At 67.9% G+C, this 14,248-nt stretch carries 1 protein-coding gene; it reads left to right on the forward strand.

The genetic code is table 11. The features are described from left to right. Nucleotides 1-38 precede the first annotated feature (38 nt). The gene (locus tag ACWEO2_RS06735) at nucleotides 39-14,228 is read left to right on the forward strand and encodes an amino acid adenylation domain-containing protein (protein WP_452404437.1); all 14,190 of its coding nucleotides are present in this window, start codon (nucleotides 39-41) and stop codon (nucleotides 14,226-14,228) included. The last annotated feature ends 20 nt before the right edge of the window (nucleotides 14,229-14,248 follow it).

Genomic DNA, 14,248 nt, shown 5'->3' on the forward strand with positions numbered 1-14,248 from the left:
TGGGCAGGTTTCGGCATAGTTGAAAGGTGTAGTACCGAGTGGCTAGGGATCGTCGTTCCGCACGTGGTAGTCGTCGCCGGGTAGGTCTGCTGTTCGGGAACCTACTCGCGGCCGCTGTGGAATCCGCGGCCGATGCCGTCGCCATCCGGTTCGATCCGTCGGGCGATCCAGCCGATGATCGGCAGCTGACGTACCGGGAACTCGACGAACTGTCCTCGCGGTTGGCGCGCGAGCTGATCGCACGCGGGGTCGGCGCGGGCAACGTGGTGGCGATCGGAATCACCCGCAGCGTCGAATCGGTACTGGCCGTATGGGCGATCGCGAAGACCGGCGCGGCGTACGTGCCGGTGGATCCCGGATATCCGTCCGAGCGGGTCGCGCACATCCTCGCGGATTCGGGTGCGGTGCTCGGGTTGACCACGACGGCACATCGGCCGGTACTCGGCGCGAGTGTGGACTGGCTCGAACTCGATGATCCGATGCTGGCCGGGCGAATCGGTGAGCGGCCGGGCCACCCGATCTCCTATGCCGACCGGGTGCGTCCGGTCGATCACCGGCACCCCGCATATGTCATCTACACCTCGGGATCGACCGGGAAGCCGAAGGGCGTGGTGGTCACCCATGCCGGTCTCGGTGGGCTGTTGGCCGCGGCGCGGGAAGTCTCCGGGGTGGGCGAGGGTTCGCGGCTCCTGCACGTGTGCTCGCCGAATTTCGACCCCTCGGTGCTCGAACTGCTGCTGGCCTTCTCGTCGGGAGCGACGCTGGTGGTGGCGGCGCCGCACGCATCGGGTGGCCCCGAGTTGACGGAGCTGCTGCGGCGTGAGCGGGTCACCCACGTGATCATCACGCCGGGTGCGCTGGAGTCGGTGGATCCGGCCGGGCTCGACCATCTCGAGATGGTGGCGGTCGGCGGCGAGGCGTGCGGCCCGGAACTGGTGGGACGTTGGGCGCGCGACGGGCGGCGGTTCGTCAACGTATACGGCCCGACGGAAGTGACGGTATGGGCGACCCTGGGGGAGCTGCTGCCGGACGAGCCGATCACGATCGGTACCGCGCTCGCAGGAGTGGGTGCATTCGTGCTGGACGCCCGGTTGCGGCCGGTGCCCGCGGGCGTAACCGGCGAGTTGTACCTGTCGGGAGCGGCGCTGGCCCAGGGGTATCTCGGGCGGCCGGGACTGACCGCGGAACGGTTCGTGGCCAGCCCACTCGAATTGGACACCGGCAATCCCGGCGGACGTTTGTATCGCACCGGCGACCTGGTGCGACGCAACGGAACCGACGGCACCCTCGAGTACTTGGGCCGGACGGACTTCCAGGTCAAGATCCGTGGTTTCCGTATCGAGCTGGGTGAGATCGACAATGCGCTGAGCGCCCATCCCGATATCGACTATGCCGTGACCCTCGGCAAGACGCTGCCCTCCGGTGCGAAGGTCCTGGTGGCGTACGTGCTGCCGCACGCTGGGAGCAGTGTGGACACCGGGGAACTCGCGACCTTCGTCGGGGAGCGGTTGCCGGAGTATATGGTTCCGGCGGCGATCGTGGTGCTCGACCACCTGCCGCTCACCCCGATCGGCAAGCTGGACCGAAAGGCGCTGCCGGAGCCGGTCTTCGCCGCGAGCGAATTTCGTGCTCCCGTGGGCGACATCGAAACGATCATCGCCGAGATATTCGCGGCGGTGCTCGGTGTCGAGCGGGTCGGTCTGGACGACTCGTTCTTCGCGCTTGGCGGCGATTCGATCCTGTCGATTCAACTGGTGTCGCGGGCCAAAGCGCGCGGTGTCGTATTCACCGCACGGGATGTCTTCGATCATCGCACCGTCGAGGCATTGGCCGAGATCGCCACGTTCGAGGGTGATTCGCAGCAGCAGCGGTTGGCCGAACTGCCGGGCGGCGGGGTCGGCGAGATCCCGTTGACGCCGTTGCTGGCGGCGACGCTGTCGAACGGCGCATCGCACCAACGGTTCTCGCAGTCGATGGCGCTCGCGCTGCCCGACGGCATCGATCGCGAAACCTTGGTCGCGACCATCGGGGCGGTGTTCGATCACCATGACGTGCTGCGCGCACGGTTGCGCGGCAACGCCTCGGCTGCGGCCGGCACCTCGTGGGTCTTCGAGGCGCTCGAGCGTGGCGCCCTGGACGTCGATGCGCTGGTGGACCGGATCGAGATGCCCGCCGATATCTCCGATGCGGAGCTGTCGCGGCGGGCGAATATCGAATACGACGCGGCGCTGGGTCGGCTCGATCCCGCGAATGCGGTGATGGTGCGGTTCGTCTGGTTCGCCTTCCCGGAGTCCGGGGGCCGTCGGGACGTATTGCTGGTCATTGCGCACCATTTTGTGGTCGACGGTGTGTCCTGGCGGATTCTGATTCCGGATCTGGCAGTGGCGTGGTCGCAGCTGGCGGCCGGGCAGCCGGTGGCGTTGCCCGCCAACGGAACCTCGATGCGGCGGTGGGCGCACGCCCTGCTCGACGCGGCGCAGGATCCGACGCGCGTCGCGGAACTGCCATTCTGGCAACAGGTTTCGGCTACCGCGGAGCCGCTGCTCGGTGCGCGCGCCTTCGATCCGGCGGTGGACACCTTCGCCACTGTCGACCGCGTCCAGGTGACAGTGCCCGCAGCGGTGACCGATGCGGTGCTGACCGCGGTTCCGAGCCGGTATCGCGGTGGTGTCAACGACGGCCTGCTGTCCGCGCTGGCGCTGGCTGTGCGCACATGGCGTGGCGAAACCTCCAGTGGCGCTGTACTGGTCAAGTTGGAAGGCCACGGTCGCGAAGAGGGTGTCGTCGCGGGCGCGGATCTGTCCCGCACGCTCGGCTGGTTCACCAGCGCCTATCCGGTGCGGCTGGATCTCGGGGGCGCGGATGTCGCGGCGGCGTTCACGGGCGGAAACGCCATGGGCGACATCGTGAAATCGGTGAAGGAGCAGCTGCTGGCGATCCCCGACAAGGGAATCGGCTACGGTCTGCTGCGCTACCTGAACTCACAGACCGCCGCGGAGTTGGGCGACGCCGGTCAGATCAGCTTCAACTATTTGGGTCGGATGTCGACGGGGGAGATCCCGGCCCAGCTCAGTGATCTGGGCTGGGTGCCGGTCGCAGATCTGGGGCAGCTGGATGCCGAGATGGATCCGGACATGCCAGCGAACGGCGTGATCGATATCAATGCGATCGTCACCGACGGGCCGGACGGTCCGCAGCTCAGTGCGTCGTTCGCCTTCCCGAGCGGGCTGTTGTCGCGGGAGCGGACACAAGAACTCGCCGATCTGTGGGTCGCCGCGCTGCACGCACTGGCCGAGCATGTGCGGCGCCCGGAGGCCGGTGGCCTGACGCCGTCGGATCTGGCGCTGGTGAGCGTCGGCCAGTCGGATATCGAAGGGTGGGAACGAGATTACCCGGCGCTGACGGACGTGTGGCCGCTGTCGCCGCTGCAGTCGGGCCTGCTCTTCCACGCGCTACTGGCCGAGTCGAGTGTCGATGTCTACACCACTCAGGCGACCGTGGACTTGGGCGGCACCGTGGATGTCGAGCGGCTGCGAGCCGCGGCGCAGGCCATCTTGGACCGCTATCCGAACCTGCGGACCGCATTCGTCACCGGCGCCGACGGTCACCCCGTGCAGGTGGTGCTGGACCGGGTCGAGGTGCCATGGCGTGCGGTGGATCTGACAAACCTGCCCGAATCCGAGCGGCTGCCGGAGCTGCGGCGGCTGGTCGTGCAGGAGCGTGAAACCCGCTTCGACATGTCGGTGGCACCACTGCTGCGGTTCACCCTGTACCGCACCGAGCAGTGGCATCTGGTGATCACCACCCACCACATCCTGCTCGACGGCTGGTCGATGCCGCTGCTGATGCGAGATGTGCTGGTGCTCTATGCGACTCGGGGGGACCAGTCCGCGCTGCCGCGGGTGCCCTCCTACCGCACCTTCCTGAGCTGGCTGGCCGGTCGGGATCGGGAGGCATCGGTGCGGGCGTGGGCGCAGGCGCTGTCCGGCGTGGACGAGCCGACTCGGCTGGCGCCACCCCCGCGCGCGGCCGAAGGCCACGAGATCGGCAAGGTGATCACCGAGATCGACGCCGAGCGCACCCGCCGGATCACCGAGCAGGCCGCCGAACTCGGCGTCACCGTGAACACCCTGATGCAGGCGGCGTTGGGCATTCTGCTCGGGCGGCTCACCGGCCGCGACGATGTGGTGTTCGGCACCACGGTCTCCGGCCGTCCAGCCGAACTGTCCGGCGTGGAGTCGATGGTCGGCTTGTTCATCAACACGCTGCCGGTGCGCGTACGGGTCGATGGCGGGCTGGCGGTCGGCGAGTTCCTGCGGTCCTTGCAGCGCGAGCAGGCCGGTCTGCTCGACCACCACCATGTGGGTCTCACCGACATCCAGCGGATCGCCGGGGCCGGAGCGCAATTCGACACCCTCTTGGTATTCGAGTCGTACCCGATCGACCGGGACGCGATCGCCGCCGCCGATTCCGTCGACGGTATGTCGGTGACCGGTGTCGGTTTGCAGGACGATACGCATTACCCGTTGACACTGCTGGTGACCGCGGCCTCGACGCTCGAACTGACGTGGAAGTATTTGGGCGATCGATTCACCGTCGACGAGGTGGAATCCCTTGCCGCACGCCTGATCCGGGTGCTCGAGGCGCTGCTCGGCGATTCCGCTGCTCGGATCGGCGATATCGACATCATGCTGACCGGCGCCGAACGGGATCGAATCCTGCTGGACTGGAATGATACCCGGCATCCGGTCGAACCGGAGCCGCTCCTGGACGGCTACCGCCGTGCGGTGCGGGCGCATCCGGATCGGGTCGCCGTGGTCTACGAGGGCCGCGAGCTGACTTACCAGGACCTCGATGAGCGCGTCAATAGACTTGCGCGCCTGCTGATTTCGCACGGTGTCGGTGCCGAGTCACTGGTCGGGCTCGCGGTCCGGCGTTCGCTGGAATCGGTCATCGGCATCTATGCGATCGGCACTGTCGGTGCCGCGTATGTACCGTTGGATCCGGATCATCCGGCCGAGCGCATCGGGCACATCCTGAGCAGCGCCGAGCTGGCGTGCGTGGTCACCACGACCGCGGATGCCGTACCGGTGCCGGACGGGCTCGCGGTGCTGAACCTCGACACCGAGGAGCTGGACGGATTCGACAGCGCCCCGGTGCGTGCCGAGGAACTGCTGCGGCCGGTCCATCCGGACAACGCGGCGTACGTGATCTTCACCTCGGGCTCCACCGGACGCCCGAAGGGGGTCGCGGTATCGCACGGCGCGATCCACAACCAGATCACCTGGATGCGCAGCGAGTACCGATTGGGCAGCGACGACGTCTACTTCCAGAAGACCGCCGCCACCTTCGATGTCTCGCTGTGGGGCTACTACCTCCCGCTGCGGGTGGGTGCCAAACTCGTGATAGCCACCCACGACGGCCACCGTGACCCGGTCTACCTCGCGGAAACCATTGCGGCACAGCGAGTTACCATCACCGACTTCGTCCCATCGATGCTTTCGGTATTCGCGGCGCACACGCGTGCGGGCGCCATCGCGACGCTGCGGACGCTGTTCGTCGCCGGTGAAGCGCTGCCGCCGGAGACCGTGCTCGCGCTGCGGGCGGTCTCCGATGCCGCGGTGCACAATCTCTACGGACCGACCGAGGCCGCGGTCTCGGTTACCAGCTGGCCTGCCACTGGTACCGAGCGCACGGGTGTGCCGATCGGCGCACCGGCGTGGAACACCTGTGTCTACGTGCTGGATTCGCGATTGCGGCCGGTGCCAGCCGGTGTTACCGGCGAACTCTATCTGGCCGGTGACCAGCTGGCCCGCGGCTACGTCGCGCGTCCCGATCTGACCGCGGAGCGGTTCGTGGCCAACCCGTTCGGTTCCGGCGAGCGGATGTACCGGACCGGTGACCTGGTGGTGTGGCGTGCGCTCGACGATCAGCAGGGCGGTGTGCTCGAGTACCGGGGCCGCAGCGACTTCCAGGTCAAATTCCGGGGTCTGCGCATCGAACTCGGCGATATCGAATCGGCGTTGCTCGCCCAGCCTTCGGTTAGTCAGTCCGCGGTGCTGGTGCTGTCGTCGGAGCCCGGTGATCAGCTGGTGGCCTACGCGGTGCCCGCGCCGGGCGCCTCGATCGATGCGGCGCGGTTGCGCTCGGCGCTGGCGGAAACGCTGCCCGCGTATATGGTTCCGGCCACGGTCGTGGAGTTGGCCGAATTCCCGCTCAATACCAGCGGCAAGCTGGACCGCAAGGCATTGCCGCGGCCGAGCTTTGCCAGCCGGGACTTCCGCGCCCCGAGCACCCCGATCGAGGAGGTCGTGGCCGGGGTGTTCGCCGATGTGCTCGGCTTGGAGCGGGTGGGTGCCGATGACGACTTCTTCGCCCTCGGTGGCAACTCACTGATCGCCACCCAGGTGGTGGCCCGGCTGAGTGCGGCGCTGGATGCGCGGGTGCCGGTGCGGGTGCTGTTCGACGCACCGGTGGTCGCGGCACTGGCCGCGGCCATCGCGCCGGGCTCCGGTGCCGGTGCGGATCGTCCGCCGTTGACTCGGACCACCCGACCGGAGGTGCTGCCGCTGTCGCTGGCGCAGTACCGCATGTGGGTGCTCAACCAGGTCGACACCGAATCCCCTTCCTACAATCTGCCATTCGCGATCCGGCTGACCGGTGACCTCGACGTGCCCGCACTCGGGCAGGCCGTCGCGGATGTGCTGGAGCGCCACGAAGCGCTGCGTACGAGGTTCCCGGTGCACGCTCCGGACGGGCTGCCGCGCCAGGAGATCCTGTCGGTGACCGAAACGCTGCCCGGTGGGCTGCCGGTCGAGGCGGCCACCGCCGACGATCACCAGCGGGTCGCCGAGCTGTTGTCCGCGGGATTCGACGTCACCGAACATCCGCCCGTGCGGATCCGGCTGTTCTCCGACCCGAGCGCAGACGAACATCTGTTGGTCCTGGTCGTGCACCACATTTCGGCGGACGGCGTATCGCTGGCGCCGCTGGCGCGGGATCTGGCGACCGCCTATCTGGCGCGCGTCGCGGGCACCGCGCCCGGCTGGGCGCCGCTGGCGGTGCAGTACGCCGACTTCGCGCTCTGGCAGCGCACGGTTGTCGGCACCGACGACGATGAGAACTCCATCGCCGCACAGCAATTGGCGTACTGGCGCGGGCAGCTGGCCGGTGTCTCGGAGGCGGCGCAGCTGCCGCCGGATCACCCGCGTCCGGCGCGGCCGTCGATGGGCGGCGCGTCGAGCAGTGCGGTCGTGTCCGCAGACATTCACGCCGGGCTGGATCGCATTGCGCGCGAGCGCAATTCATCACTGTTCATGGTCGTTCACGCCGCATTGGCCACGCTGCTGGCCCGGCTCTCCGGCGGTGCCGATATCGCGATCGGCACGCCGATCGCCGGTCGTGGTGCGGCCGCCCTGGACGATCTGGTCGGCATGTTCGTCAATACCCTGACGCTGCGCACCGATATCGACCGTGCCGCCACCTTCGCGTCCCTGGTCGAACAGGTCCGCGAGACCGACCTGTCCGCCTTCGCCAACGCCGATATCCCCTTCGAGCGGGTGGTCGAGGTGGTGGCACCCGCGCGCGACGGCGCGCACAATCCGCTGTTCCAGGTGATGCTGTCGTTCCAGAACACCGAGCAGCCAGCGCTCGAACTGCCCGGACTGACGGTCTCCGCACTGGAGATCGGCGAGGTCGTCGCGAAATTCGACCTGCAGGTGATCGTCGAGCCGCGCCGCCGCGCCGATGGGGTGCCGGACGAGCTGGCTATCGTATTCACCTATGCGACAGACCTTTTCGACGAAGCGACGATTCAAGGGCTCGTTCGGCGGTTCGAGCGGATGCTCGCCGCGGTCGCCGCCGATCCGCGCGCGGTCATCGGTGATATCGACCTCCTCGACGACAGCGAACGCGAGCGGGCATTGACCGCGCCGGTCCGATCCGTCGGGACGGACACGGCCGAGCAGGCACCTGTCACATTGCTGCCGCAGCTGTTGACCGAGGCCGTGGAAAGCAATCCGGACGGTGTCGCGGTCGTCTTCGCCGATGCCGTCGAGCGGCTGGCCGAAGTGGACTATCTCGACCTCGACGAGCGCTCGACCCGGCTGGCCCGGCTGCTGATCGAGCGCGGTATCGGCCCGGAGGATCTGGTCGCGGTCGGCATTCCGCGGTCACCGGAGTCGGTGCTCGCGGTATGGGCGGTCGCCAAGACCGGAGCCGGATTCGTGCCGGTCGACCCCAACTATCCCGCCGAGCGGGTCCGGCACATGGTCACGGATTCGCGTGCAGTGCTCGGACTTACGGTCGCGGCGGTCGGCGCCGAGCTACCGGCCGAGGTGGCCTGGCTCGCCATCGATGCCGACGATATCGATGCGCGCCTCGACGACTACCGCACCGAACCGATCACCGACGCGGATCGAGCGCGCCCGTTGCGCGCCGAACATCCGGCCTATGTCATCTACACCTCCGGATCGACCGGCAAGCCCAAGGGCGTGGTCGTCACACAGGCCGGACTGTCGAGCTTCTGCGACGAACAGCGTGAGCGCTACCGGGTGACGACCAGTTCGCGCACACTGCATTTCGCCTCGCCATCGTTCGACGCTTCGGTGTTGGAGCTGCTGCTGGCGATCGGCGGGGCCGCGACCATGGTGGTGGTATCGCCGAGCGTCTACGGCGGTGCGGAATTGGCCGCGCTGCTGCGCCGGGAGCGGGTGACGCACGCGTTCATCACCCCCGCGGCGCTGGCATCGGTCGACCCGACCGGCCTGGACAAACTTCGCGTGGTGATCGCCGGTGGCGAGGCATGTCCGCCGGAGTTGGTGCGGCGCTGGACCATTGCGATCGCCGGGCGGCGCACCCGCGAGTTCTACAACGGGTACGGGCCGACCGAGACCACGATCATGACCAATATCAGCGCGCCGCTGGTACCGGGGCAGACCGTCACCATCGGCGGGCCGATCCGCGCGATTACCGAGTACGTGCTGGATGAGCGTTTGTCTCCGGTGCCGGACCGCGCCGTCGGCGAGCTCTACATCACCGGGGCGCAGCTGGCCCGCGGATATCACGAGCGTCCCGCGCTGACCGCGGCCCGGTTCGTGGCGAACCCGTTCGATCTCGGCGGAGCCAGGCTGTACCGGACCGGCGATCTGGTTCGGCGGACGGCCGACGGTGCGCTGGAGTATCTGGGCCGCAATGATTTCCAGGTCAAGGTCCGCGGTTTCCGTATCGAACTCGGCGAGATCGATGCCGTGCTGGCGGCTCACGACACCGTCGATTTCGCGGTCACCATCGGTCACGAAATCGCCAGCGGTGCAACCATTCTCGTCTCCTATGTGCACGCCGCCACCGGTGCGGTGGCCGACGCCGACGAACTCACCGCGTTCGCCGCCGATAGCCTGCCCGCACATATGGTGCCCACCACCGTCATGGTGCTCGACGAGATCCCGCTGACCCCGGTCGGCAAACTCGACCGCGCCGCCTTGCCCGCGCCGGTGCTGCGGGCGCGGGAATATCGCGCGCCGTCCGGACCGCTGGAGGAATTGGTCGCGGGCATCTTTACCGAATTGCTTCGTCCCGCAACACCGGTCGGCGCCGATGACGACTTCTTCGAACTGGGCGGCAGCTCGCTGACCGCCACCCGGCTGGTGGCGCGGTTGGGCGCCGCGATCGATACCCGAGTCCCGGTGCGGCTGCTGTTCGAGGCATCGACAGTGGCCGCGCTCGCGGCCCGACTGCACGAGCATTCGGCCGGGGGCGGCCGTCCCGCGCCGACCGCCGGTCCGCGGCCGGAGCGGATCCCGTTGTCGCTGGCCCAGCAGGGTATGTGGTTCCTCAACCGCCTCGATACCGCCTCGGTGGCCTACAACGTGCCGATGGGGGTGCGTTTGAGCGGCGCCCTCGATATTGCGGCACTGCAGGAGGCGGTCGGGGATCTGGTCACCCGCCACGAGATCCTGCGCACGGTGTACCCGTACACCGAGGCGGGCCCGGAGGACGCCAACCCGGTTCCGGTGCAGGTGATCCTGCCCGCAACGCAGGCGATACCGCGGGTGCGGATCGAGGCCATCGACCCCGCCGAGGTGGCGAACGCGGTTGCGGATCTGGCGAGGACGGTCTTCGACCTCACCACCGAGGTGCCCATCCGCGTCGCGCTGTTCGATCTCGGCGATGCGACGCACCCGGATTCCTCCGATGCGCCGGACTCCTCGCGAGGGCGCGAGTACGTGCTCGCGATGGTGGTGCATCACATCGCCGCCGACGGCTCGTCACTCGGCCCGCTGGTCCGGGATCTGATGACCGCGTATGTGGCACGCTCCGCCGCGGTGGCACCGCCGTGGGCGCCGCTGGCGGTGCAGTACGCCGACTACAGCATCTGGCAGCGCGAGGTGCTCGGCACCGAGGATGATCCGGATTCGGTGGCGGCCCAGCAGATCGCCCACTGGCGACAGGAGTTGGCTGGTCTGCCCGATCAGCTCGACCTGCCATCGGATCGGCCGCGTCCGCTGGTCCGGTCCGTCGCCGGTGGCCAGGTGTCGGTCCGCATCGACGCCGAAACCCATAGTGCGCTGGCCGAATTGGCACGGGCCGAGGGTGCGACCTTGTTCATGGTCGTGCACACGGCACTCGCGGTGCTGCTGGCGCGATTGTCGGCGACCGACGATATCGCCATCGGCTCGCCGATCGCCGGACGTGGCGATGCGGTGCTCGACGACCTGATCGGCATGTTCATCAACACCGTGGTGTTCCGCACCCGATACGACGCGGGCGCGACCTTCACCGAACTGCTCGCGCGTCAGCGCGAAACCGATCTGCAGGCCTTCGCGAACGCGGACGTGCCGTTCGAACGGCTGGTCAATGTGCTGAATCCGGTGCGGTCGAGCACCCGGCACCCGCTGTACCAGGTGGCGCTGTCGTTCCAGAATATGGAATTGGTGGCACTGGAGTTGCCGGGACTCGCGATCACGACCCTGGATATCGGCAGCGAGATATCGCAGTTCGATCTGCACTGGATGATCGGCGACACCTACGACGCCGCGGGCACACCGACCGGGATCGGCGGCGTGGTCACCTACGCCACCGATATGTTCGACCAGCCCACCGTGCAGGGTTTCGTGGACCGGTTCACCCGTCTGCTGTCGGTGATCGCGCGTGATCGGCGTGCCGTCCTCGGTGATATCGAAGTGATCGATACGGCCGAACGCGCACAGCTGCTGTCGGATGCGGACGAGACCATGCATCCGGTATCGGGCGATGTCCTGCTGAGTGGCTACCGCCACGCCGTCACCGCGGCACCGGAGGCGGTTGCCCTCGTGCACGACGCGACGGCGTGGACCTATCGGGAATTCGATGAGCGCGTCAACCGCCTGGCCCGGTATCTGATCGGGCAGGGCATCGGTCCCGAGTCCGTAGTGGCGCTTGCGATGCCGCGTTCGCCGGAACTGGTGGTCGCGATGTACGCGGTGCTGAGCGCGGGCGGCGCGTATCTGCCGCTGGACCGTGACCATCCGGCCGACCGGATCGCGTATGTGCTGCGCACGGCCGAGCCCGTGTGCGTGCTGACGATGACCGACCATCCGGTGCCGGTTTCCGGGCCGCCGGTCATCGATATCGATGCCCTCGAGCTGTCGGCATATTCGGCCGATCCGGTCACCGCCGGTGAACTGCGCGCGCCGCTGCACCCGGACCACCCGGCGTATGTGCTGTTCACCTCGGGGTCGACCGGTAGACCCAAGGGCGTACTGGTGTCGCACCGCGCGATCACCAACCAGATCGAATGGATGGTGGCGGAGTACGCGTTCCGGCCCGACGACGTCTACCTGCAGAAGACCGCGACCACGTTCGATGTATCGCTGTGGGGTTTCTTCGTACCGCTGTGGGTGGGCGCGCGGCTGGTGCTCGCCGCGCCGGACGGCCAGCGCGATCCGGGGTATATCGCCGACCTGATCAGCACCCATCGGGTGACGGTCACCGATTTCGTTCCGTCCGTGCTGCAGGTATTCCTGGCCGCGGCCCGGACCGAGCAGTTGGCGTCGCTGCGCGAGGTATTCGTCATCGGTGAGGCACTGCCACCGGGCACCGTCGCCGATTTCGCCGCGCTGTCGGATGCCGGGCTGCACAACCTGTACGGCCCCACCGAGGCGGCGGTCTCGGTGACATATCGGCCCGCGTCCACCAGCGACCGGACGACGGTGCCGATCGGCGTGGCGCTGTGGAATACCCGCACCTACGTCCTGGATTCCCGGTTGCATCTGACGCCAGCCGGTGTGGTCGGCGAATTGTATTTGGCGGGAACCCAATTGGCGCGCGGCTACCTGCGGCGCGCGGATTTGACCGCGGACCGGTTCGTCGCCGATCCGTACGGGCCGCTGGGTGCCCGGATGTACCGGACCGGTGATCTGGTGCGCCGCCGCGCCGACGGCGTACTGGAGTACCTGGGCCGCACCGACTTCCAGGCGAAGATTCGCGGACACCGGATCGAGCTGGGGGAGATCGAGGCCGCGTTGCTGGCCGAGCCGTCCGTCGCCCAGGCCGTGGTCGTGGTGGCGGCATCGGATATCGGGGATCAGCTGGTCGCCTACGTGGTGCCGGCGACCGAACTCGCGGCCGATGCCCTGCGCGAGGCGCTGGCACAGGTGCTGCCGTCCTACATGGTGCCCTCGGTGATCATGGGGCTGGAATACTTCCCGATGAACGCCAGCGGGAAGCTCGATCGTGCCGCGCTGCCGCGGCCGGTCTTCCGAGCCCGCGATTACCTCGCACCGGAGACCAGCACCGAGCAGGCTGTCGCCGCGGCATACGCCGAGGTGCTCGGTGTGGCCCGGATCGGTGCCCAGGACGATTTCTTCGAACTCGGCGGGACCTCGCTGCTGGCCTTCACACTGCAGCGCGCGCTGGCCGCCCGGCTCCGCATCGACGTGCCGATGGCGGCGCTGTTCACCACGCCGACGGTGCGCGGCCTGGCCGCCCGCATCGACAATCCGGACGAGCCCGCGGCGGTGCTCACACCCGATGACGGCGTGACGATCGACACCGATATCGTGCTCGGACCGGAGATCAGTGCCGAGGGTGTCGCACCCATGCACGCGGCGGCCCCACGGGACGTGCTGCTCACCGGTGCGACCGGATTCGTCGGCGCACACCTGCTGCGGGAGTTGCTGGCCAGCACGCCGGTACGCGTCTGGTGCCTGGTGCGCGGCAACGATGACGAGCGGGCATACAAGCGGATCCGCGACGCCCTGCAGAAGTACCGGATCTGGGATGACTCCTATCAGTCCCGAATCGTCGCTGTCGCAGGCGATCTGGCCGCGCCCCGCCTCGGGCTCGACCAGGCCGGTTACGCGCTGCTGGCCGAACGGATCGATGCGATCTACCACAACGGAGCTCGCGTCAACCACATCGAGCCTTATGCGCGGCTGCGCGCGGCGAACGTCTCGGGTACCCGCGAGGTGCTCGGTCTGGCGACCACCGGCCGGATCAAGCCTGTGCACTTCGTCTCTACCGTCAATACCGTGATTCCGGCCGCCACCGCACCGGATTTCATCGGCCGGGAGAATGCGGAGCTGAGCATCGGCGAGGTGTCCGAGAACGGATATGTGGCCAGCAAATGGGTTGCCGAGCAATTGGTTCGCCAGGCGGGCGCACGCGGAGTGCCGGTGAGCATCTACCGTCCCGGCATCGTATGCGGCGATCCGCGGCTGGGTGTGAACAGCGTCGACGACTCGTTCTGGAATATGATCCGGGCGGCCGCCATCCTCGGGCTCGCCCCCGACACCGGCGACGCCGCGATGTCGCTGGTACCGGTGAATTACGTGGTGTCGGCGATTGTGACGCTGGCCGACCGACCCGCGATCGGCGCGGCGTACCACCTGGTGAACTCGCGGCCGGTAATAGTTCGCGACATCTTCGAAGCCATTCGCAGACATGGGATTCCGATCGCGATCGCCTCGATCGAGGAGATCGCGACGAAGCTGGCCGAACAAGCCGCGGCGCGTGATGCGGCGGGCGATGACTCCCTGGTGCGCGCCGCATTGGTCAGCGGTAACTACGGCGGGGTTTCGGCCCCGATCGACGACACCCATACCCGTGCCGAACTAGCAAAACAGCATATCCACTGCCCGACCATCGATGCTGCCGCGCTCGACGCCTACGTAAGATCCTTCATCGACTCGGGCTTCTTCCCGGTTCCGAGCGATGACGGCCTACCGGAGGACCTCGTCGAATCCCGATGAGGCAGTGTGTGACGCAGCAT

Source organism: Nocardia sp. NPDC004278 (assembly GCF_053602975.1).